Origin of the sequence: Enterococcus eurekensis (assembly GCF_042654605.1) — a bacterium.
Lineage (GTDB): Bacteria > Bacillota > Bacilli > Lactobacillales > Enterococcaceae > Enterococcus_I > Enterococcus_I eurekensis.
This window is the reverse complement of record NZ_JBHSGT010000043.1, coordinates 1-20,981: the sequence shown is the minus strand read 5'-3', so window position 1 is coordinate 20,981 and position 20,981 is coordinate 1. Positions and strand designations below refer to the sequence as shown.

The window sequence follows — 20,981 nt, the reverse complement described above, 5'->3', positions numbered from 1 at the left end:
TTAGAAATCTCATTTTATTTTTTTTACGGGACGAATATATTTCCAGTATTTACTCGGGTCAAAGTAAAAATACATAATTCGTCCGACAGAAGTGTCATAAGTATAGCCTGTTTCATTAAAATCAAATGTCTCCATAGCTATTTCCATTTTTTCTTCAACACTTCTATTTTCTTGTTCATAATCAAATTCGCCATGTTCAAAGACTAAATATTCTGATTCAGGAATATCCATTAATTTCATTTGTGAAGGGATAGCCTTTTGATAATTAGAAGGGAGTCGAGCACCATAACACTCTGTTCTAGAAAATCCCCAATCACACAACCGTCCCTCAGGATTACTGATATAAGCCATGAGTTGTCCACTTCCACTATTTGCTTCTTCACCACTATAATCGTCGAGCTTTCCCTTTACACTATCTAACAATCCACAAATAGTTTCATAATCTTGTCCTTTAATATCTTTTTGCTTATCCCAAAAATCCCAATACCCATTACTTTCTTTATTTTCAATGTATAAAAATTTATGTGCGGAAATTGTAACAAAATAAGTCTTTACGTTATCTGATTTTTTAATTTTACCAATTTCCTCTAAGCCTAAGAAATAACGATCATATGGCGTTAGCTTTGTTCGAAGTACAATAGGTATGGGGTCTTTTCGATAATCGCTAGGAGTTATTCCAAAAGTTGATTTAAAAGCCCTAGTAAAAGCTTCATGCGACGAAAAACCATAGTCAAAAGCAATTTCTATAATAGATTTATTGTTATCTCTAACTTCCTTAAAAGCAAAAGCTAATTTTCTCTGTCTAAGATAGTCCCGAAATGTCATCCCTAGAATCTCTTTAAACTTTTTGGTTGTGTAAAATTCAGAATACCCTAATTTTTTGGAAAGAAATCGAAGTGTTAAAGATTCATTGCTATAATTTGAAATAGATTTATCAATCTCATTAATAATCATTTGAAATGATTTTTCCCACTCATACACTCATCATCACCTCTTTCTAATACTTTTCATTATACTAAGAAAAGAACTTTAATACTTGACTTTATTTGTTAATTTTGTAAAGGGCCATGATAAAATGTAGGAAAAGGGCCATCGAAAATGTAGGTTAGATTTAAAATCTGATATTCTTTTTCATGAAACATTCAAGGAGAGTGACTCATGCGAAAAGATGTCTTAGAAGGAGTCTTACGACACATTATGAACGATATTCAACCTAACTATGCAGCCATGGCCAAGCAATATAATTGTGATTACCGAACAGTCAAGCGTTACTATGAAGCTGGAACTAAAGGGGAAGTAGAACAGATCAAAAAGAGACAATCTTCTGCTCCCCTTTTATTAAGCGGTTTTGAAGAAATTATTAAAGATAAAATGGAGTTAAGCTGTTCCGCTTCTTCAATTTATTATTTTATTAAGAAAAAAGGATATCAAGGTGGCTATACCACCGTCAAACGATATTGTCGGAACTATCGAGAAAAGCGTGTAAAAAAAGCAACCATTCGAATTGAAACGACGCCAGGTCTTTCTGCTCAAGTCGATTGGAAAGAAAATATTAAGATGGTGAGTAAACATGGTGAAGTCTTTTACTTCAATCTTTTTCTATATATTCTAGGCTATTCTCGCATGAAATACTTAGAGGTAACCTTTGATCGAACCCAAGCGAATGTCTTCAATTGTTTGGTCAATGCGTTTGAGTACTGCGGGAATGGTATTCCTCAAGAAATTTGGTTTGACAATATGAAAACAGTTGTTGACAGAAGTAAAAGCCAATTTAGTCAAACCGTTTTTAACGAAAAATTTCGTCAATTTGCTAAAGATGCTGGATTCAATCCGATTGCTTGTCGCCCTTTTCGTCCACAAACCAAAGGCAAAGTTGAAGCTTTAGCTCGTACTGTTAACCGCTTAATGGTCTTTAACTACGAGTTTGAAAATGAGCAGGAGCTAAAACGAATCGTATATGAGTTTATGAATGACTTAAATAATGAACGTTCTCAAGCAGTGAATAATCATCCCTCTAAGCTTCTTATAGATGAACAATCGGTGTTGCGTCCTTTCAATCGTTTAGAATTAGTCAGATATGTTTCTAGAACCCAACACGTAATTAGAAAAGTTTCCATTGAATCCATGGTCCAATATCAAAACTCAAAGTATTCTGTTCCCGTGAAATATATTGGTAAAGAGGTAACTTTAGATGTCCGTAAGGACAGTCTATTCATTTGGTATGGCCATCAATGTATTCGCTCGCACCCATTAAGCAAAAAAACCTTAAATTATCAACGTGATGACTCTCTTGAGATTCTTCGATCTGATGTCTTCAAATACTTAGAAGACGAAGAGTTGGAGCGCTTTGCAGAAGAAAATTTAGATGCTTACGATGAATTATAAGGAGGCTCATATGTCAAATTACCATCAGTTATTAAATCAATTATCAGATTTAAATCTTACCTGTATCAAAGAAATTTTACCTGCCCATTTAGATGAAGTAGCTAAAAATGAACAATCTCTAGTTGATTCTTTATTTGAATTAACACATCAAGAAATATTGCTCTGCCAGTTCCTCGACCGATTGGCCAGACTGGTTTAAATCTAAGATCGTCTTCTTAAAGTCTTCATCAAATTTTTTCTTGGCTTTTGCCATCGTGGACACGTCCTTTTCTTAGTAGTTAGATTCTACCAAATCGTGTCCATGAAATCATCCTAACATCACACATACCATGAGAAAAACATTCGGATATAAGTATTATCGACAATTCAGGGATATTCCCACATTGATGAAAATTTTGAATCATTCTAGTCAAGCAGTGACTATCCGATACATCGGATTAGAAGAAGAAATACGAGCTAGCTTGGATAAGTTCAATCCCTTAGATTAAATTGGTGGTTACAAGATATTTTACAACTCACTTAAAATAACGTATAGTTGGATAGTAATCAAAATAAATAGTTAAGAAAGGAGAAAGAATGTCAATATTATCAACAGTATTGATTGTTTTAGTAGCTTTGGAATTTTTCTATATCCTATATTTAGAAACATTTGCTACAACTTCAGACGCTACAAGTCGAGTATTTAACATGACAAAAGAAGAGTTAAAAAGCAAAGCTTTAAACACACTTTTTAAAAATCAGGGTATTTATAATGGTTTGATTGGTGTTGGGTTATTATATAGTGTTTTTCTTTCAAGTAATCCAATCGAAATTAGTAGATTACTATTAATTTATATTATTTTAGTGGCATTATATGGCAGTATTACAAGTGATAAAAAAATTATTCTAACCCAAGGTGGTTTAGCTATTTTAGCACTTATTTCAACATTCTTTTAAGCAATAAAAAGCACAGTCAATTAAGAGTGTGCTTTTTGTTTGTTTCTTTTTATCTGAACCGTATTATATTTCCGTCTATTTGAATCACTTGGGAGCGTCAATAATTTTGTGTAAATAACTCGTCCTTCTGCAAAATAATGGGTTACTCAGTAAACATTGAAGCTAATGTATCCGTCACTTGTTGGAAGCCTTTATGGCTTCTATTTAAGAATTTTTGATTGTATGTATCAAAGATGGATACTAGGAAACGCTCTAATGATTCTTCATTTTAAAACTGCTCTTTTCTGCGGCTGTATTTCTTGATTTGTTAATTGAAAGATTCGATTAAATTAGTTGAGTAAATGCTTCGGCGGATACCAGGCAGAAACTCATAAAAAGTCAATAAATCTTGATTTTTTATCAGTGACTGCGTCACTTTAGGATAAGTTTTCTGCCACTTCTCAATCATACTCCCTAAAAAGGTATTTGCCTCTTCCTTTGAGCTAGCTTGATAAACAGCCTTAAAATCATCACAGATTTCTTTTCGATCTTTGACACGTACTTTATGAGCAATATTACGGGAAACGTGAACACAGCAATGTTGGTATTTAGCTTTAGGATAAATCTGGTGAATCGTATCTTTCATGCCTTTTAAGCCATCGGTAATAAACAGTAAGACATCATGAACCCCTCTGGAGTAAATGTCCTGTAACAACTCATTCCAAACGTAGGTCGATTCAGTCGGAGCAATCGCATAACTTAGTACTTCTTTAGTGCCGTCTTCTCGTATACCAATGGCAATATAGATTGCTTCTTTGGAGACGGTTTGCCGTTTTAAAGGAATATAAGTAGCATCCATGAAAATAGCGACATACTTATCATTTAGAGTTCTAACTTTAAATGCATTTACTTCTTCAGTCAGCACTTTAGTCATGTTGGACATGGTTTGGGGCGTGTAGTGATGCCCATACATTTTCTCAATCAAGTCTGCGATTTTCGACATGGTAATACCTTTTCGGAAGAGGTGAATGACGGTCTCCTCTAAGGTATCATTCGTCCGTCTATAAGCAGGAACAGTCTGTTGCTTGAACTCGCCGTTGCGGTCGCGCGGAATCTGGAGATGAAGTTCCCCGTACTCGGTCTTGACCGTACGGTCATAGGAGCCGTTACGAGAATTACCCGTGTTAAAACCAATGCGATCGTACTTTTCGTAATCGAGGAAAGCCGTTAACTCCGTTTTGAGAAGCGTATTGACAGCTTTTTCCAAATGGACACGGAATAATTCATTCAAATCGCCTTTGTTCGCTAGAGTCTTTAGAATTTCTGTAGTAAAATCGTTCATATGGAAGTCCTCTTTTCTGTGAATGTGTTGTGGTAACTCTATTCTACAGAAGGGACTTCCTTTTTTCTATTTACACAAAATATTTTACACTCTCAAGTAAACTTGCATTCAGGATAATTAGAACAACCATAAAACGATTTTTTTAATACAATATTATTTCCACACTTAGGGGTAGCGTCAGGAAAATGCGGATTTACAACGATAAGGAATTTCCAATATAAAAAGCCTGATTTCCCATCACCTAAATTGAGAAATTAGGCTCTTTTTTCGTTACTCCATAAACAGCATTCTATTACTGAATATGTAATTTACTTCGGGATAACAGGGACCCAGAGTTCGTGTCTTGGTTTATGCTTCGGACCGTAATAACATTCTATACACGGTAAATTTGCAAGTTCATACTCGGAGGTAGGGACCCACTCGGAATATAAACGTTTCCATGCATCCACTATGTTCGGAAAAACTGCCCATGTACTTGCGGGAATAATAAGCGTCTCCATATTTTCTGGGGATTCCCCATCGTATCTTACGCCCATGAAATAGGAAAATTGTTCATCTGTTATGGCAGCTTCTTTTCCGCAAACCCCCAGAAGGCTTTCAAGCGTGCATTTTGGATTTTCCCATGACATATCTACTAGTTCTTGCATAAATCCATCTTTTTTCGCAGTGTTCCAAAGCGTAGGGATTGTTTTAAATGCTCTGCTTGTTTTTACTGGCTTACTTTTTCCAACAATTCTTAATTCAAAATCAAGGTTTTCAATTCTGTACTCCATCTCGGTATCTCCTTTAATAGAAATTTGAAAGGAAATTCTGGGAAAGGCTTTTAACTGTACCCCTCTATTACGAGCATTGGAAGGGGTTACTCCATGCATTTTTTGAAAAGCACGTGAGAAAGTATCAGAAGAAACATAACCATATTTAATTGCCACATCAATGATCCGAATATCACTTTTTTGAATTTCAAATGCTGCGAGTGTTAACCGTCTACGTCTAATATATTCTGATAGCGATATACCTGAGATTGAAGAGAACATTCTTGAAAAATGAAACTCAGAACAATTAGCTGCTTTTGCAATCTCTTTGTAGTCTATTTCTTCATTCAAGCTATTTTCAATGTAGTTTAACGCATTGTTCATTCTTTCTAGCCAATCCATAAGTTTACTCCCTTTCAATATTTACTTTAAAACAAAATAGATAATAATTGCCGACATTTCATGCCTAAAAATGTTGGTATCAAAAAATAAACCTTTTGATAGAATCAGGACAAACTATTTGTTTCCTTCCGATAGCCTTCTATATAATGAAGCCCTAGACACATTAGTAATTTCGCAAATTTGATTTACAGTCATACCGCCTTCTTTATATAGTTTTACTGCATATTTCATTCCTGCGTGTTTTTTATGATATTTCTTTAAACGACCCTTAAACTTCCCTTCTTTCTTAGCCAGCTCAATCCCTTCTCGTTGACGCATACGGATAAGATCTCGTTCTAATTGGTTCACACCAGCCATTACTGTAATTAAGAATTGGCTGTATGGATTATCCTCTGATAAATCTAGCCATGTATCCTTGAGTGATTTTAAGCTTGCCTTTTTCCTGCGTATTAAATCAATCAATTCAAATAAGTTCTGCGTACTCCGAGTGATCCGAGTTAAGTCTGTAACATAAATAATGTCTCCTTCCTGTAAATCCTCTAACATTTTTTGAAGTTGCTCGCGATCCTTTGCTGCCCCAGAAACTTTTTCTTCAAAAATAATATCCATACCGATTTCGTTTAATTGCTGAAATTGTCTTGAAGGATTTTGGCTAGTCGAACTGACACGTATATAACCGATTTTTCGCAAAATATCACCTCGTTTTTGAGACAAGTCTTATGAGACACTCTTAACTATGATTTTATCAGTCTACTACACTTGTATCAATAGAGTACACTCTATTGATATATAATTGGACTAATTAACTGAATAATTATGGAAATGGGATGATACTGAATGAAAATTGCGAGAGGTAGAGAATTGCTTACACTGGAACAGAGGCAGGATTTTATGCAAATCCCTGAAGATGAATGGATATTGGGGACCTACTTCACTTTTTCCAAACGGGATTTAGAAATAGTTAATAAGCGAAGGAGAGAAGAAAACCGTTTAGGGTTTGCTGTTCAATTAGCTGTTCTTCGGTATCCCGGTTGGCCATACACTCATATCAAAAGCATCCCGGAATCAGTCATACATTATATATCGAAACAAATCGGTGCCACTCCATCTTCGATTAGTCTTTATCCTCAAAGAGAAAATACACTTTGGGATCATTTTGGAATACTTTACATCTAACAAAAGCAGTTGAATATCAAAAACGGTCTGGTCGTTTTAATGAAGAATTATTGCACCATATGTCGCCTCTAGGTTGGGAACATATTAATTTACTAGGGGAATATCATTTTAATTTGGAGAAAGTGGTCTCGTTAGATTCTTTAAGACCATTGAAACTTTCTTAACGTTGTAAAAAATGGGGGAATCTTCCCGAAAATGTGCTTAACGTTGTAAATCCGCATTTTCCTGACGGTACCCCACTTAGGACATTTTCCAACAATATTCTTTTCTGCTTCTTTTTCTTTCTGTACCTGGTAATCAGCAAAACTTAATTTCTCTATATCGTTAGGTACATTTTCCAATAAATGAAAGATAAACTTCTTGATATTATTGATAAAGTTTTCTTGATTGCCTTCTCTTTTACCAATCTTCTTTAAATACGTTTCCCATTTAGCTGCCATTTCAGCACTCGTTAAAAGGTGCTGACTTTCGACTTCCTGGCACAATAATTTACCTTTTTCAGTCGCAACAAGTTTATTTTTAATGACTTGGATATATTCTTTTTGTTTCAAGGCTTCAATAATTAACACTGTTAGTAATTCCTGTTCGATACTGGTTCAAAAAAGAGAGCTTCTTTTTGAACCAGCCAATTTTCTAGTACAATGATCCATGGAGATGTCCTTTCTTGGCGTAGTTTTGTTTTAGTCGACTAAATTCTACCAGTTAGGCTATCTTTTTTTACAAAAAAAGAGTTGGTGGAAAATCCGTAGATTCCCCACCAACACTAAATATTGTAATTTAGATATTTTTGCCGCTGGTGATAGCGCAGTCGTTCACTACAATCCTACAAGTGAACATTCATACATTCCCTTAGCCACCAACGCTGTGCGCCAAGGTCTGCTAGTTGGTAAAAATATTGTCAAGCCGACTCTAGCCTACCGTGGAACTCAGGGAACTTCAGGTTTATACTTGTTTGGTTACAATATCGGTTCCACTGGTGTGACAGAAGCAAGTGCCCCTCATTTAGGATTAGAAGTTCAGGCTACTTATTTGGAAGATAACTACCGTCCAGAATTTATGCCCACAACGGAAAATGTCCAAATGAAATTAGTCTTTGAAAAAGGGACTCATCGTATTGTCGGCGGCCAGTTAATGTCAAAATATGATATTACCCAATCTGCTAACACCTTGTCATTGGCCATCCAAAATAAGATTACGATTGAAGATTTAGCAATAAGCGACTTCTTCTTCCAACCACATTTTGATCGCCCTTGGAACTATTTAAATCTCTTAGCTCAAAAGGCAATGAATGAAGCAAATTAACAATCGAGTAGAGGTCCGAACGCTTAGGTTCGCACCCCTCTCACACCACCGTACGTAACACGGGGGTACCGAACTCATTAGAAATCTCTCTGAAGGTTGCTACAAAAGGCCTCATGAGCATTCTTCAAAGATTCGATTTTTGTCAAAATTAGCTAAATAAAAAACCAAAAGACGTGTGAACGGACCCGTTGCCAGCGGCAGAGCCGAGTTCGTTTACACGTCTTTTTTGTGTTTTCTCAAAAAAACTTTTTCGAAATGAGGCGATTAAGAAGCAAATAGTTTAAGAATCTCTTACACGTTAATTCAATTGCCTGTTGTTTCGAAAAATTACCCTCCTCAGATTGTAGTAGTAATGGAAGGGAAATCACTCACAAAGAAAATTATGAGAAATTCCACATTTTTTGGAAAATAGGGAGTTCCAAATTGTTCTTGTTAGTGAAAGGAGGAAATTTTATGCAACTGATTCGTGCACCCACTCTACTTTGTTTCAACCAATTAAAACAAAGACTAAATTCAAAATCAAAGGAGAAATACACATGTCAAATAAATTAATGATCCAAAAAGGAACCAGCATCTCACTAAACGATTCAGAAACTGTCAATCTAGCCAGCCTACGTTTCGATCTCAAACAATTCAAACTCCCGCAACGTTTTGTTGTAGCCAAAAGTGATATTCAAATGCGCATGGAACGTGAACAGAATCATGTTGGCGAACGTGTAGAGACCGGGCTAATGATCCTCACCTTCAAAGTCTATGATCGGGCTTTTGTCGAACTGGTTCTGAATAACGGCGGAACAGAACTCGGCTCCCCTATCACCATTGTGGTCGAGCATCAAGAAGAACTGCCCATTTTAGATAACTATGAAGACGGCGAGTTGATTCCCATTCGTTTTACTGGTTTAAATGTCTATCCCCGAAAAATTCAGAAAAAATCATTTGTGGGAGAAGGTCAACCAATGATTGATACCTGGCAATTTGCAGCATTGAAAATCAGTGCCACCTCCTATCAACTAGGAGAAGTGAATGAACCAAACACACCGGCAAAGTAACGAATGTCTAATCGATTTTCTACGTTTTTCATTACCAGATTCTTCAATGGAAAAAGTTGCGGACTTATTGGGAATTGCCCTTTCTGACTTCACTTCGGAAAAGAAAGGGAGTCCTTTTCCCACTTACGATTCTCACTATTCCTTTGCAGATATTATCATTCACCAGAGTGATCACCACAATAATCTGTTAGTAAACTTATCGGGTAAAGGGTGTCGCCAATATGAAGAATATATGTCTAGCGTGGAGGGGTGGCATTGGCAGAAATTCTTAGCCACCATTCTAAAAGCCAAAGGAACCATTACTCGTGCCGACTTGGCAATGGATTTATTTGACGGCTCCTCTCCTCCTGTGTCTACCTTGCAAAAATACGTGAAGAACGGCCAACTCAGCTCTCAAAGTCGCCACTTTCGGGAAGTAAACAGTGGGCAACTACAGAAAGGCATTCTAACTGGCCATACGCTTTATATTGGCGCTCAGCCGCAACTACTGCGGATTTATGACAAAAAGCAAGAAATCCGCGATAAAACGGGGGAAATTGCCCAAGTCAACGAGTGGGTTCGCTGGGAGCTGGAATTAACCGATCAGAAAGCTCGGCAAGCAATAGAAAAGATTGCTCATGGAATCCCACTCAATACGGTGATTCGTGGCATTTTAGCTTCCCACTACAGCTTCAAGACCAAACCCAAAGGCCCCGTCAACTATCACAACAAAGCTCGTTGGTCGAACATGAAATGGTGGGATAAATTTGTGGGGGCATTCCCAAAGTCCCCTTACGTGTAGTTCGTGAAAAGCCAACCTTTTCCAAAAAGAAAGCTTGGTTAGAAAATGCCACTTCGAAATCGCTCGCCATGATTTATGAAGCTTTTCTACAAGCCTATGGCCCAGAACAAGCAGAAGTTTATTTGAGAGAATTACTAGCCACAGGAAAAGAAAAATTCACGGAAACAGATCAGACCTTTATCGAACAAAAAATACTGGAATTGGAAAATGAAGATTCTTACTAGAGAAAGGAGGTTGCCTATGCACGAAGTTCAATTTTTACTGAACGATGAGCAGATGAAACAGCTAGGAAATAGTGTGTACACACTTCTTCTAAACAATGTGAATCAAGTACGACAAGATACTGCGATTGACAAACGCTATTTAACCAAGAAAGAAACTTGCCAGTATCTCCATATTGCGAACAACACTTTGGACAAATGGGTCGAACAAGGCCTGCCAAAAATTACGATTCAAGGTGTTGTGCGGTTTGATCGGCAAGCTATAGACGAATGGCTCCATTGCTATACTCGCTAGAAGCGGTTTATAATCAGAACGTAGTCATTCCTACGTTCTGGTTTGCGTATAAGAAAGTAGGAAATAACATGGCAATTACTAAACTGAAAAACAACCACTACAAATTGGAGGTGTTTTACCCCAAGGGGGTGCGACAAATTCTCGGTGTCACTACCGAGCGCTACCGCAAAACATTTAGGACGAAAAAAGAAGCGGAACAGGCTGAAAAAGACCTGTCTCAAAAAATTCAACGTGTGCTTAATGAAAAGAGTGCTCGTTCATTTGAATTAAGCGGTCATATCAAATTCAAAGAGTTTTATGAGACAGTTTGGTTGGATATGTATATTGCTGGTTCTACTGGACGATCTAGGCAAATACCAACTGCCACAACCGTTAGCAATACGAAAGATGTCTTCCGTCTTCATATTCTACCGATGTTTGGTGAATATTCCATCAAGTTCTTAAACGACAATAAAGACTTTGTGCTTCGCGCTTTGATGAAAAAATCCCAAACTTACGCCAATATCAAAATCATCAAAAGTTACGTCAATCAGATTTTTGATATTGCGGAGCTATTAGAGTATATCGAATACAATCGGATTGAAAAAGTGATTCGGTACGTGGGTGATCCCAAGAAACAACAACTAAAGGCGGAGCGTCAGCTAAACGGTGAAGCACTGACAGCCGAAGAATTGATTGCTTGGTTAGACGCAGTCAATGAGGATTACAGCAAAGGTTTACTAATCATGCAAGACTATGTTCTCTTGATGCTAACGTTGAACCTAGGTGACCGCAAGAGCGAATCCTATGCCCTTCAGTGGAAGCATATTGATTTTGAAAATGGTTATGTCAGTTTGATTCAAAGTAAGGATAAATTTGGTAATTTAAAATCCACAAAAGGTCGAAAAGCCACGAAGTTCAAGATTCCGACATTCCTTATTAAACTATTGAAAGAATGGAAGCAAAAACAAAAGGAAGAACTTTTACAACTTGGGATTAAGCAGATAAAAGAACAATTTCTTTTCACTTATGCCAATCGAAGTGGCGAAGTAAATATTCCGGTTCATGTGGATTACTTAAATTATCGGCTAAAATCCATTCACCGAAGACATGAGGAACTAACCCAGATAAATCCACACAAGCTACGACATACCTTTAGCACGTTGGCTCGTGAAGGTGGTGCAACAATGGCGCAAATTTCTCAAGCCCTAACCCATTCGGATATCAAAACGACAGAAATATACGTCAATACCCCAAATATTGTCGATCTTTCCACTTATGAGAAATTCGAGAAACGCCTAGATGAAGCGCGACAAGCAAAATAAATAACTATTTAAAATAACAATTATACAACCTAAAAAGAACGATGATATAGTGTCTGACCTAGGTCTTAAAAACAGCCAATTCAAAATCTCGTACATTTTTTCGTACCTAAGCGTACAAAAAAAGACACTCTCCAAAAATTGGAAAGTGCCTGAAACGTTGATATATAAGGGATATTAACGCTTAGAGAATTGAGAAGCTTTACGAGCTTTTTTAAGACCTGGTTTTTTACGTTCTACCATACGAGCATCACGTGTTAATAGGCCAGCTTGTTTTAAAGCTGTACGGAAATCTGGATCTACAGTTAATAATGCACGTGCGATTCCGTGACGGATTGCACCTGATTGTCCTGCATAACCACCACCGTTAACGTTAACGAAAACGTCATATGAACCTCTTGTTTCAGTTACGCCAAATGGTTGGTTGATAACTTCACGTAGGTCAGCATGTGGAATATAAGTTTCAATTTCTTTTTTGTTAATAGTAATTTTACCAGTTCCTGGTACTAAACGTACGCGAGCAACGGCATTTTTACGACGGCCTGTGCCGATATATTGTGCTTGTGCCAATGAAATGTCCTCCTATTAAATTAAGTTTGTGATATCTAGTACTTCTGGTTGTTGTGCTGCATGTGGATGAGTTCCTTCAGCATAAACGTGTAATTTCATTCCTTGAGCACGGCCTAAAGTGTTCTTAGGTAACATACCTTTAACAGAATTCTCGATTAAACGACGTGAATTTTTCTCACGTAATTCTCCAGCTGAGATTGTTTTTAGTCCACCGATGTAACCTGAGTGACGGTGATATAATTTATCACTTGCTTTATTACCTGTTAATTTTACTTTATCTGCATTAATTACGATTACAAAGTCACCTGTATCCACATGAGGAGTGAATGTTGGTTTGTTTTTTCCACGTAAGATTGATGCTACTACTGCTGAAAGACGACCCATTGGTACATCTGTTGCATCAACTACGTACCATTTACGTTCTACTTCGCCTGCTTTGGCCATATATGTTGTACGCACTATTTTTTTCCTCCAATTTCAATATCGAATGTTTGACAATCACTTGAGTTTCCGGGGCTCTCATGGGGCAAACAATACCATTTAACATGATACATAAAATATTCATTAATGTCAATCTTTTTCTCTGGTAAAATAAAAAAACAAGAAAGATTTTCCATCTTTCTTGTTTCAAATTTCCAGGTCTAAGCTGGGTCAATTTCTGGTGCATAGCCTAATTTGGCTTGCAACATCCAAATTTTCTTTTCAATATCTGTATTGAAGCTTGTGAAGATATCTTGTGAGCTATCATCGCCTTCTTCACCAGCAACTTCAATCCCTTTTTTGTATAGGTCTGCCAAATAACGATAGTTTTTAACTAATACAGCCATTCTTTCAGGAATGGTGCGTTCGTATGTCCCTACTTCATCGGCAATTTTCGTATGGTCGATAAATTCTTGTAAGGTTGAATAAGGGGCACCATCCAATGTAATTAAACGTTCTGAAACCACGTCTAATTGCGCATTTAATTCATCCATGAATTCATCCATTAATGGGTGTAGTGATAAAAATTCTGGTCCGCGCATATACCAATGCGTTTGATGAATCACAACTGAAAACTGACTTAAATCCGCCACCAATTGGTTTAAAATTTCTTTTGTTTTTCCATATTTCATCTAAATCTCTCCTCACTTTCCATACTACTAGCATAATACAAAGTGCAATAAAGTACAATCATAATCTACTATTTTTCCTCTGGTTCTCCCATCGATGGTACAGCAACTTTCGTCACGGCTCCTGCCATTTCTTTCGTTAAAGATTCTTCATCGCGAACTCCAGCAAAGAAAGATAGGTATAGACTAGCTAGAGCATCATCTTGTCCAGCAACGATTTCCCATTTTCCACGATTTTCTTTTAATTGTAAGGTCACTTCAGTAGCTATTTCTTTCGCTTTAGTTTGAGGAATTTGAGCTTCCACAATCTCAATGGTAATTTCGATTATTTTCTTTTCATCTTTAGTAATTTGATTATCTTTTTGAATACGAGCTAATAACTCTTGCGTTGTTTGAGTCAATAAGCCACTTAAATCAAATCCTTTAATTTCATAGGTCACATGATGAATCGGTTTTGTTTCGGTTATTTTCTTCACTTCATAACTCGTCACTTCTTGTACTTGCGTCATTAACAACTCGGAAATCTTTTTGGCGACGGTTTCGTCAATCTGGTCATTGCTTTGCAACAAACCTGCTGTAAAATTATCTTCAAACGAAGAACGGTGTTTCTCAAAAGCACTTGTTAGGGTCTCACTATTGGCAAAATTCGTTTCAAATGATTCATCTTCTTTTTGGTAAATCATTGCATCGATTAGTAACGGGGCAGCTTCTTTTGCAGGAATGGCTTTCGCACAACCTGCAATAAATAATGGCGTCAAAATAAATAAAGCCATTGCTAGCCATTTTTTCTTCACGGAATTTCCTCCTCTAATTTTCTTACGTTCTTATTATTGAAGAATTTCAAGTCCTTGTCTAGTATTCCGCCTTTTTTGCGTATCTTTATTAAAAATACTTAAGGAGATGGATCATGTTACTCTTTTATTTTGGTTGTTGTCTCGGCTCTTTTTTAATGGTTGTCGCTACTCGTTTGCCAATTGGTGAGGATTTTTTAGTTTCTCGTTCTCACTGTCACCATTGCCAAAAAACACTCCGTTTTTACGAACTGATTCCTCTATTTTCAATTTTATTCATGAAATTTCGCTGTTCGGCTTGTCAAAAAAGGATTCCAATCACTTATCTCTTAGTTGAATGTCTTTACGGCTTTCTCTTTTTCATCGTTTTTAAATCACTTATTGGTTCGATTGCGCTCGTTTATTTTATCTGGATTACGATGGCTTTTTTACTTTCGTTAACTGATTTATTTTACTGGATTGTTGAGCCTAAAATTTTATATCCCTTTGGCTGTTTACTATGGAGTCTGCTCTATTTATTTGACTGGTCCTTCTACCCTGCAACACTAATTTTTTTATTACTGGTTGCCTTCTTGATTTATTTCTTTTTACAAGCTTACTTTGGTTTTGGTGATATGTTACTACTACTGTTTTGGGGGCCTTGGTTTACTATTCATCAATTATTCATCTTACTGTTTGTCGCTAGTCTTTCGGGCTTAATCATTAGCTACCTATATAGTCGTTTAACACAGCAAAGTATTAACCATTTACCTTTTGTTCCTTTTCTTTCACTGGGTTTGCTCTTTTTATTATTTTTTTAGAAACAACAAAAAGCTGACGAGAGAACTCGTCAGCTTGAAATTCAATTACATACGTACTGCAAAGCTTGGTGCCCATGCGCCAACTGAACTAACAGATACGCTTTGGCCTGGTGATGGTGCGTGGATATATTGTCCGCCACCTAATGCAATCGCAACGTGGTGTGTGCCTCCAGCAGAACCCCAGAAGTATAAATCGCCTGCTTGTGCTTCGCCAACAGAGATTCTTGTTCCAGCGCTTTCTTGAGGAACTGTCCATCCACCAATTTCACGACCTGTTGCATTACGGTAAACATAGCTTGTAAAGCCTGAACAGTCAAAGACATCTGGTCCTTTTCCACCCCATACATAAGGCTTGCCTAAGTGTTTGTATGCTTCTGCAATCACGGCACTTGAGTTGCCTGACGGTGCTGGTGCTGGCGTTGGAGCTGGTGTTTCTGGGACACTTGGTGTCTCAGGAACAGATGGTGCCGGCGTTACCGGTGTTTCTGGTGTCGAAGGAGCTTCAACGTTATTGTTGCTATTATTGTTACTGTTACCAGTATTAGTGTTCGTGTTACCACTATTGTTTATTGTTGAATTACTTGTAGACTCATTTGTGTTTGAGTTACTGCTGTTTGCTGCTTGTTCCTGGCGACGAGCTTCTGCTGCCGCTTCAGCGATTAAACGTTCTTCTTCAGCGATACGTGCGCGCTCAGCTTCTGCTTTTGCTTTACGATCAGCTAAATCTGCTTTTTCGCTTTCTTTCGATGACTGCTGGATAGCTAAGTCCGCTTTTGCAACAGCTAAATCCGCCTGGCTACGAACTAATTCGCCTTTTTGAGCTTCCAAAGCTACTTGGCTCTCATTAATTTCAACCATTTTTTGATCATTTTCAGCTTTTTTATCTTTAACTGCTTGTTGATCTTCTTTTTGTTGTGTAACTAAGTCGTTATTCGCGTTTACAATTGTTGACATCGCTTGTACACGGCCAATTGCATCTGTTAATGAATCAGCGTTTAAAACAGCATCAATTAAGTTTGCTTGATTACCATTAACTTGTACGTCACGTGCTTGTTTGCGGATTGCTTCTTCGCGACGTTCAATGCGTACTTCTAAATCAGCAATTTCTTGTTTTAAAACTTCTGTTTCTTCGTTTAGTGTTTGTAATTTAGCAAATAATGCTTCTGCTTCTGCATTAATTGATGCTACTTCGCCTTCTAATTCACTGATTTGTGATTGCAAACCTGCTTGTTGGCTTTTTAATTCATTAATTTCTTTATTTTTTTGTTCAATTTGATTATCAAAATCATCTGCAAATGCAATTCCAGGTGTACCCACCGCGGTAAATAATAATGAACATGCTAAGATTGACGATAAAATTCGTTTTTTCAAGTTCAATTCCTCCGACTCGGTTCTTTTTATTTATAAATTCTTTAGATAGTTTAATTTTTTCATAACTGTTGTGTCAACAATCAGATTGTAACATAGCGATATGACAATTACATAAAACAAATGTTACAAATACATTTCAATTTAAAGTGTTTTCATAGAAAAAAGACCTTCTATTTCTATAATTCGCAATAGAAGGTCACTTTTTTTAGTTCCAAAATAATTTTTTTGCCGGAAAAAAACTCACACAAAACAAGACCATATTTAATAATAAGGTTGGTCCTAAGACCTTAGTAACAAAATATAAAGGATTCACCGTAATTAAATTAAACATTAGCTGTAAGCCCACGTTTAAAATTTCAAAAGAAGTGATAAAAATAATCAGCCCAAAAAATAAATTAAAGATGTTTTCAAATAAAAATTTATGAACAAGATACATCATCCAAATGATTAGTGGCAAAATGACCGCATAAATGCCAATTAGGCCTAAGTAATACAAATCAAAGACAATACCAAGACATAACGAAACAATGATCATATATTTTTTAGGTAAATAACGTGTGGCAAACATCATAAATATTAACATTAAATGGACGCGCCAAATAACAGGATCGACTCCCTCATTTAGTAAGCGGTGAGTCCACTGTGCATCAAGGAGCATCAAAAAAAAGAATAGAATTGGAGCGAAATATTTTGTATATGTCTGGTTCAACTATTCGTCACCTACCCCACGTTTTATGATCGTGACAACCGATAAATCAGTCATTTGGGCATACGGTTTAACATAAATTTGTCGCGTCAAACCAAAACGGTCCTTACTTTCTTTCAGAGCTATTCCAATTGGTAAGTCCGCCGGTGAACTTCCGCCTAGCCCCGATGTTTGGACTACAGAACCTTCTTCAATCGTCGCTTCCCCAGTTAATTGTTCTACGATTAAGACGTTTTTCTCTTGGTCATAGCCTTTTAAGATACCAAAAGTTTCACCTTTTTTTCCAGAAATACGAACCGGGAATTGATTACTATTTTGATTACTCGACGTCAATAATTCGACTTTTGAAGAGAAATTATTAACTTCAATAACGCGGCCTATCAAGCCATGATTAGCTAAAACAGCCATATTTTCTTCTACTCCGTCTTGACTGCCACGATCAACAACAATTATTTCTTGCCATGTATCGGGAGAGCGGGTAATCACGTTACTTGTAATCTTATCAAAATTAGTCAGTGTGGACTGTAATTCAAGTTCATCTTTTAGTGTTGCAATTTCACGTGTTTTATTTTTATTTTCTTGTACCATTTCATCATAGGTATCAAGTTTTAATTTTAACTTTTCATTTTCTTCATAGGTTACAAATAAGTTTTCAACAGCACTTGCCCCTTTTTCAATCCAACGAATCGGAGCAGATAGGGTGCGATCAATAAAAGAAATGGTATCATTCATAACTGCTTGGGGAAAGATTGGTTTATCTGATACCGCTCTTCTAGCAACGGTCACGCTAAGCGTCGTTACAGCAATAATAACAAGAAGGAGCATGATAATAATGTTTTTATTTGGATTAAATTTTTTCACCTAAGGCACCTCGGATCTCTTGACTGATAGCTTAAATTGTACCACTAATTCCTTTGAAACAAAAGAAAAGACGAGACTCTTAAGCTTTTTTTGAATACTTTTTTCCAAAAAAAGGCTCGTCTCATCTAATCATTCATCTTTTGATTGAATAACAGCCACAATTCCTTGTTCAAACGTAATGTCTGCTGTTTCTTCCAGAAATTCATTGCTTGCTAATGATGTGGGATACGCGAAATTAGCTTTTTGTAACGTATATTTACTACGAGTCAGTGTCAAATTACTGACTGGTGTTAAACAAGCATAGGCTAGATAGTTCATTTGTGGTTCTTTTTGAATGACATACGTACCTGGAAGCAGGAATTCAATCGTATTTTGATTATCACAAATTCGAAGTTGGCTAATGTGGACTTGAAAACGAGGTTCAAAGACCATCCATAAATTGGCTAGAAAGTGATCCAATCGACCACCTGTCATCCCAATCATATCAATTTGAGCCGTTGGATAGTGTCTCAAGGCTTCTGAAAGGCCCATTTGACTATCTGTCTCATCCTTTTCAGCAGGAGCAGTGACAATTGTTTTAGCCTGTTTAAAGACTCGGTTCTTTTCCGGTTCAGTCAGCGAATCAAAATCCCCCACCGCTAAATCAAGGGGATAGCCTTTTTCGAGTATTAGCAAACTGCCACGATCAATTCCAATATAGGCATCATAGTCTTTATGAAAAATTGGCCATGTCTCCGGTTTACCGCCTGCTACTAATAAAACATTCATTCGCTAAGCGCCTTTCTTAAATAGCCAATCTGTTGACCTGGATCTTCTGAATCATAAATATAACTACCTGCAACAAAAACGTTTGCGCCGGCATCTTTACATAGTTTCGCTGTATCAGGTCCAATCCCTCCATCAACTTGAATATCAAATTGATAACCTCGTTCTTCCTTAATTGCAGCAAGTTCTTTAATCTTATCTAACATTTCGTTAATGAATATTTGTCCACCAAATCCTGGATTCACCGTCATCACTAACACTTGATCGACCATGCTTAAAACATGCTGAATGGCACTGATTGGTGTTCCAGGATTCAGTACAACTTCTGCCTTAACATTTTTTTCTTTAATCGCTTGAATGGTTCGATGGATATGAGGATCTGTTTCAACGTGTACTCCAATAATATCCGCGCCAGCTTCTGCAAAGCCATTAATCAAACGTTCTGGATTAGCGACCATTAAATGAACATCCAGTGGTAACTTTGTATGAGGGCGTAATGCTTTCACCACATTGGAACCAAAAGTTATATTGGGGACAAATTGGCCATCCATTACGTCAATATGAATGTAATCCGCACCATGTTTTTCAACTAAGGCTACATCTCTTTGTAAATTTGCAAAATCCGCGCTTAAAATTGATGGGGCTATTTTCATCTCTTACGTCATCTCCTATTTTTTCTTACGGTAAATTGGTTTTCGGTTTTCAATTTCTCCTAAAAACTGTAAATAATTTTCATAACGAGTTAAAGCGATTTGTCCTTTTTCAACCCCTGCTTTAACCGCACAATTTGGCTCATTGACGTGACTACATTCACGAAAACGGCAATCATGAGCGACCTCTAAAAATTCAGGGAATTGCTTCGGTAATTCTTTTGCTTCGATTGTGATAAAGTCAATTGAGCTAAATCCAGGGGTATCTGCTACTAACCCGCCAGCAATCTCAATTAACTCTACGTGGCGCGTCGTATGCTTTCCCCGTCCTAAAGACTCAGAAATACTCGCAGTTTCTAAAGCTAATCCTGGTACAATTCGATTCAATAAAGTCGATTTTCCAGCACCGGATTGACCCATAAAGACCGTTAAATGCTGATTAAATGTCGATTTAATGGCTTCTAAAGAGTCCGTATTCTCCGTTGCAACAATGACAAGGTAACCCGCTTTTTCATAAGTCCTTCGGATTTCTTCAATTAATGTTTTATTTTCTAATAAATCTACTTTCGTCAAATAAATAATCGGCTCAATTAGTTCGTATTCGAGGGTAACTAAAAAACGATCGAGTAAATTATATGAAAAATTAGGTTCAACTAAGCTCGTTACAACAACGCCTTGATCAACATTTGCAACAGCTGGTCGAACGAGTTGATTTCTTCGTGGCAAGATTTCCATTAAATAACCATCTGTTTGATTACTACTTTCAAAAATAACGTTGTCGCCAACTAAAGGAGTAATCTTTCTTTTTCGAAAATTACCACGGCCACGTGTTTGGTATAACCCACTACTATTTTCAACATAATAAAATCCACTTAATGCCTTTGTAATCTTTCCTTCCAAATGGATTCCTCCTTCGTTTTTTCTTTCCTCTTGTATTGTATCATATTTCTAAGTAAACAAAAAAACAGAATCGATTGATTTTCATCAAATCGATTCTGTTAACAATTTTTAATTATCGGGAAGACAGGATTCGAACCTGCGACCCCTTGGTCCCAAACCAAGTGCTCTACCAAGCTGAGCTACTTCCCGTAAATAAAAAAAAACGCACCCAAGAGGAGTCGAACCTCTAACCGCTTGATTCGTAGTCAAGTACTCTATCCAATTGAGCTATGGGTGCAAATAATGCCGAGGGCCGGAATCGAACCGGCACGGTGATCACTCACCGCAGGATTTTAAGTCCTGTGCGTCTGCCAGTTCCGCCACCCCGGCGTTAGAATTGGCTAAGCGGAAAACGGGGTTCGAACCCGCGACCCCCACCTTGGCAAGGTGGTGCTCTACCACTGAGCTATTTCCGCAAATTTAATTAAATTTATTTATTTTTCAAATGCCGGCTAAAGGACTTGAACCCTCGACCCTCTGATTACAAATCAGATGCTC

At 37.1% G+C, this 20,981-nt stretch carries 24 protein-coding genes, 4 tRNA genes and 5 pseudogenes; 13 read left to right on the top strand and 20 right to left on the bottom strand.

All coding sequences use genetic code 11. From position 1 onward, the window contains the following. Positions 1-9: 9 nt before the first annotated feature. A complete protein-coding gene (locus ACFO3L_RS06600) occupies positions 10-981 on the bottom strand; it encodes a helix-turn-helix domain-containing protein (protein WP_048603199.1) in 972 nt (323 codons plus the stop codon). A gap of 177 nt (positions 982-1,158) precedes the next feature. On the opposite strand from ACFO3L_RS06600, the gene istA reads away from it, so the two are divergent. The 4 genes and pseudogenes from istA (at position 1,159) to ACFO3L_RS06580 (ending at position 3,321) form a co-directional block, all read left to right on the top strand. Continuing rightward, positions 1,159-2,385 carry an IS21 family transposase gene (gene istA, locus ACFO3L_RS06595; protein WP_379965056.1) on the top strand — a complete coding sequence of 409 codons (1,227 nt, stop codon included), beginning with the start codon at positions 1,159-1,161 and terminating at the stop codon, positions 2,383-2,385. Between the two features lie 10 nt (positions 2,386-2,395). Beyond that, complete coding sequence (locus ACFO3L_RS06590; RefSeq protein WP_048603197.1) at positions 2,396-2,584, top strand: hypothetical protein; 189 nt, start codon at positions 2,396-2,398, stop codon at positions 2,582-2,584. 121 nt (positions 2,585-2,705) lie between these two features. Further along, positions 2,706-2,873: pseudogene (locus ACFO3L_RS06585) on the top strand (site-specific integrase); the annotation flags it as partial. 88 nt (positions 2,874-2,961) lie between these two features. Continuing rightward, positions 2,962-3,321, top strand: coding sequence for a DUF1304 domain-containing protein (locus ACFO3L_RS06580; RefSeq protein WP_033918653.1), 360 nt, complete (start codon positions 2,962-2,964; stop codon positions 3,319-3,321). Positions 3,322-3,463: 142 nt separating this feature from the next. Here the strand turns inward: ACFO3L_RS06580 and ACFO3L_RS06575 are convergent. From ACFO3L_RS06575 to ACFO3L_RS06560, 4 genes and pseudogenes are all read right to left on the bottom strand, one after another. Beyond that, positions 3,464-4,642: pseudogene (locus ACFO3L_RS06575) on the bottom strand (IS256-like element ISEfm2 family transposase). A 92-nt stretch (positions 4,643-4,734) separates the two neighbouring features. Beyond that, positions 4,735-4,812, bottom strand: a pseudogene (locus tag ACFO3L_RS06570) (topoisomerase DNA-binding C4 zinc finger domain-containing protein); the annotation flags it as partial. A gap of 138 nt (positions 4,813-4,950) precedes the next feature. Beyond that, complete coding sequence (locus tag ACFO3L_RS06565; RefSeq protein WP_010731423.1) at positions 4,951-5,796, bottom strand: AraC family transcriptional regulator; 846 nt, start codon at positions 5,794-5,796, stop codon at positions 4,951-4,953. Positions 5,797-5,910: 114 nt separating this feature from the next. Continuing rightward, the gene (locus ACFO3L_RS06560; protein WP_379965053.1) at positions 5,911-6,486 is read right to left on the bottom strand and encodes a recombinase family protein; all 576 of its coding nucleotides are present in this window, start codon (positions 6,484-6,486) and stop codon (positions 5,911-5,913) included. A gap of 147 nt (positions 6,487-6,633) precedes the next feature. On the opposite strand from ACFO3L_RS06560, the gene ACFO3L_RS06555 reads away from it, so the two are divergent. Together ACFO3L_RS06555 and ACFO3L_RS06550 are read left to right on the top strand one after the other, a co-directional pair. Next, on the top strand, positions 6,634-6,972 hold the full coding sequence (locus ACFO3L_RS06555) for a DUF4158 domain-containing protein (RefSeq protein ID WP_455293578.1): 339 nt from the start codon (positions 6,634-6,636) through the stop codon (positions 6,970-6,972). Continuing rightward, a complete protein-coding gene (locus tag ACFO3L_RS06550) occupies positions 6,942-7,136 on the top strand; it encodes a Tn3 family transposase (protein WP_379965051.1) in 195 nt (64 codons plus the stop codon). Before ACFO3L_RS06555 ends, ACFO3L_RS06550 begins: the two co-directional genes overlap by 31 nt. A gap of 69 nt (positions 7,137-7,205) precedes the next feature. On the opposite strand, the pseudogene ACFO3L_RS06545 reads toward ACFO3L_RS06550, so the two are convergent. Continuing rightward, positions 7,206-7,538 (bottom strand): annotated as a pseudogene (locus ACFO3L_RS06545) (DNA topoisomerase); the annotation flags it as partial. A 208-nt stretch (positions 7,539-7,746) separates the two neighbouring features. On the opposite strand from ACFO3L_RS06545, the pseudogene ACFO3L_RS06540 reads away from it, so the two are divergent. From ACFO3L_RS06540 to ACFO3L_RS06515, 6 genes and pseudogenes are all read left to right on the top strand, one after another. Continuing rightward, a pseudogene (locus ACFO3L_RS06540) lies at positions 7,747-8,274 on the top strand (NAD(P)/FAD-dependent oxidoreductase); the annotation flags it as partial. A gap of 536 nt (positions 8,275-8,810) precedes the next feature. Beyond that, a complete protein-coding gene (locus ACFO3L_RS06535) occupies positions 8,811-9,323 on the top strand; it encodes a hypothetical protein (RefSeq protein ID WP_048603188.1) in 513 nt (170 codons plus the stop codon). Then, the gene (locus ACFO3L_RS06530; RefSeq protein ID WP_379965048.1) at positions 9,298-10,104 is read left to right on the top strand and encodes a replication initiation factor domain-containing protein; all 807 of its coding nucleotides are present in this window, start codon (positions 9,298-9,300) and stop codon (positions 10,102-10,104) included. The genes ACFO3L_RS06535 and ACFO3L_RS06530 overlap by 26 nt, the downstream gene beginning before the upstream one ends. Positions 10,105-10,172: 68 nt before the next feature. Then, positions 10,173-10,328 (top strand): hypothetical protein, encoded by a 156-nt coding sequence (locus tag ACFO3L_RS06525; RefSeq protein WP_379965046.1) that lies wholly within the window; start codon positions 10,173-10,175, stop codon positions 10,326-10,328. Between the two features lie 16 nt (positions 10,329-10,344). Then, positions 10,345-10,620 carry a helix-turn-helix domain-containing protein gene (locus ACFO3L_RS06520; RefSeq protein ID WP_048603186.1) on the top strand — a complete coding sequence of 92 codons (276 nt, stop codon included), beginning with the start codon at positions 10,345-10,347 and terminating at the stop codon, positions 10,618-10,620. A gap of 68 nt (positions 10,621-10,688) precedes the next feature. Continuing rightward, positions 10,689-11,924: a tyrosine-type recombinase/integrase gene (locus ACFO3L_RS06515; protein WP_379965044.1), complete on the top strand. Its 1,236-nt coding sequence runs from the start codon at positions 10,689-10,691 to the stop codon at positions 11,922-11,924. A 174-nt stretch (positions 11,925-12,098) separates the two neighbouring features. Here the strand turns inward: ACFO3L_RS06515 and rpsI are convergent, their stop codons facing one another. The 4 genes from rpsI to ACFO3L_RS06495 all read right to left on the bottom strand — a co-directional run bounded on the left by rpsI (position 12,099) and on the right by ACFO3L_RS06495 (position 14,394). Further along, on the bottom strand, positions 12,099-12,491 hold the full coding sequence (gene rpsI, locus ACFO3L_RS06510) for a 30S ribosomal protein S9 (protein WP_379965042.1): 393 nt from the start codon (positions 12,489-12,491) through the stop codon (positions 12,099-12,101). A gap of 15 nt (positions 12,492-12,506) precedes the next feature. Further along, positions 12,507-12,953 (bottom strand): 50S ribosomal protein L13, encoded by a 447-nt coding sequence (gene rplM / locus ACFO3L_RS06505; RefSeq protein ID WP_379965449.1) that lies wholly within the window; start codon positions 12,951-12,953, stop codon positions 12,507-12,509. A 179-nt stretch (positions 12,954-13,132) separates the two neighbouring features. Further along, a complete protein-coding gene (locus tag ACFO3L_RS06500) occupies positions 13,133-13,603 on the bottom strand; it encodes a Dps family protein (protein ID WP_379965040.1) in 471 nt (156 codons plus the stop codon). Positions 13,604-13,671: 68 nt separating this feature from the next. Further along, positions 13,672-14,394, bottom strand: a complete 723-nt coding sequence (locus tag ACFO3L_RS06495; protein ID WP_379965038.1) for a DUF5105 domain-containing protein — start codon at positions 14,392-14,394, stop codon at positions 13,672-13,674. A 113-nt stretch (positions 14,395-14,507) separates the two neighbouring features. On the opposite strand from ACFO3L_RS06495, the gene ACFO3L_RS06490 reads away from it, so the two are divergent. Beyond that, positions 14,508-15,191 (top strand): prepilin peptidase, encoded by a 684-nt coding sequence (locus ACFO3L_RS06490; protein WP_379965036.1) that lies wholly within the window; start codon positions 14,508-14,510, stop codon positions 15,189-15,191. A gap of 45 nt (positions 15,192-15,236) precedes the next feature. Here the strand turns inward: ACFO3L_RS06490 and ACFO3L_RS06485 are convergent, their stop codons facing one another. The 10 genes from ACFO3L_RS06485 to ACFO3L_RS06440 all read right to left on the bottom strand — a co-directional run bounded on the left by ACFO3L_RS06485 (position 15,237) and on the right by ACFO3L_RS06440 (position 20,899). After that, positions 15,237-16,562, bottom strand: a complete 1,326-nt coding sequence (locus ACFO3L_RS06485; protein ID WP_379965034.1) for a C40 family peptidase — start codon at positions 16,560-16,562, stop codon at positions 15,237-15,239. A 205-nt stretch (positions 16,563-16,767) separates the two neighbouring features. Continuing rightward, entirely contained in the window at positions 16,768-17,271 is a 504-nt protein-coding gene (gene mreD, locus ACFO3L_RS06480; RefSeq protein ID WP_379965032.1) for a rod shape-determining protein MreD, read from the bottom strand. Beyond that, complete coding sequence (gene mreC / locus ACFO3L_RS06475; RefSeq protein WP_379965030.1) at positions 17,272-18,129, bottom strand: rod shape-determining protein MreC; 858 nt, start codon at positions 18,127-18,129, stop codon at positions 17,272-17,274. 129 nt (positions 18,130-18,258) lie between these two features. Continuing rightward, a complete protein-coding gene (locus ACFO3L_RS06470) occupies positions 18,259-18,897 on the bottom strand; it encodes a thiamine diphosphokinase (RefSeq protein ID WP_379965028.1) in 639 nt (212 codons plus the stop codon). Then, the gene (gene rpe, locus ACFO3L_RS06465) at positions 18,894-19,547 is read right to left on the bottom strand and encodes a ribulose-phosphate 3-epimerase (RefSeq protein WP_379965026.1); all 654 of its coding nucleotides are present in this window, start codon (positions 19,545-19,547) and stop codon (positions 18,894-18,896) included. Before rpe ends, ACFO3L_RS06470 begins: the two co-directional genes overlap by 4 nt. A 15-nt stretch (positions 19,548-19,562) precedes the next feature. After that, positions 19,563-20,444, bottom strand: a complete 882-nt coding sequence (gene rsgA / locus ACFO3L_RS06460; protein ID WP_379965024.1) for a ribosome small subunit-dependent GTPase A — start codon at positions 20,442-20,444, stop codon at positions 19,563-19,565. A gap of 115 nt (positions 20,445-20,559) precedes the next feature. Beyond that, positions 20,560-20,633, bottom strand: a tRNA-Pro gene (locus tag ACFO3L_RS06455). Positions 20,634-20,647: 14 nt separating this feature from the next. Further along, positions 20,648-20,721: transfer RNA gene (locus tag ACFO3L_RS06450), tRNA-Arg, on the bottom strand. Positions 20,722-20,727: 6 nt separating this feature from the next. Beyond that, positions 20,728-20,813, bottom strand: a tRNA-Leu gene (locus tag ACFO3L_RS06445). A gap of 14 nt (positions 20,814-20,827) precedes the next feature. Further along, positions 20,828-20,899, bottom strand: a tRNA-Gly gene (locus ACFO3L_RS06440). Positions 20,900-20,981: the final 82 nt, after the last annotated feature.

Coding starts and splice junctions, on each gene's coding strand:
- istA (WP_379965056.1), top strand. CDS start 1,159: ATGCGAAAAGATGTCTTAGAAGGAGTCTTACGACACATTATGAACGAT.
- ACFO3L_RS06590 (WP_048603197.1), top strand. CDS start 2,396: ATGTCAAATTACCATCAGTTATTAAATCAATTATCAGATTTAAATCTT.
- ACFO3L_RS06580 (WP_033918653.1), top strand. CDS start 2,962: ATGTCAATATTATCAACAGTATTGATTGTTTTAGTAGCTTTGGAATTT.
- ACFO3L_RS06565 (WP_010731423.1), bottom strand. CDS start 5,796: ATGGATTGGCTAGAAAGAATGAACAATGCGTTAAACTACATTGAAAAT.
- ACFO3L_RS06555 (WP_455293578.1), top strand. CDS start 6,634: ATGAAAATTGCGAGAGGTAGAGAATTGCTTACACTGGAACAGAGGCAG.
- ACFO3L_RS06535 (WP_048603188.1), top strand. CDS start 8,811: ATGTCAAATAAATTAATGATCCAAAAAGGAACCAGCATCTCACTAAAC.
- ACFO3L_RS06530 (WP_379965048.1), top strand. CDS start 9,298: ATGAACCAAACACACCGGCAAAGTAACGAATGTCTAATCGATTTTCTA.
- ACFO3L_RS06525 (WP_379965046.1), top strand. CDS start 10,173: ATGATTTATGAAGCTTTTCTACAAGCCTATGGCCCAGAACAAGCAGAA.
- ACFO3L_RS06520 (WP_048603186.1), top strand. CDS start 10,345: ATGCACGAAGTTCAATTTTTACTGAACGATGAGCAGATGAAACAGCTA.
- ACFO3L_RS06515 (WP_379965044.1), top strand. CDS start 10,689: ATGGCAATTACTAAACTGAAAAACAACCACTACAAATTGGAGGTGTTT.
- ACFO3L_RS06500 (WP_379965040.1), bottom strand. CDS start 13,603: ATGAAATATGGAAAAACAAAAGAAATTTTAAACCAATTGGTGGCGGAT.
- ACFO3L_RS06490 (WP_379965036.1), top strand. CDS start 14,508: ATGTTACTCTTTTATTTTGGTTGTTGTCTCGGCTCTTTTTTAATGGTT.
- ACFO3L_RS06470 (WP_379965028.1), bottom strand. CDS start 18,897: ATGAATGTTTTATTAGTAGCAGGCGGTAAACCGGAGACATGGCCAATT.
- rpe (WP_379965026.1), bottom strand. CDS start 19,547: ATGAAAATAGCCCCATCAATTTTAAGCGCGGATTTTGCAAATTTACAA.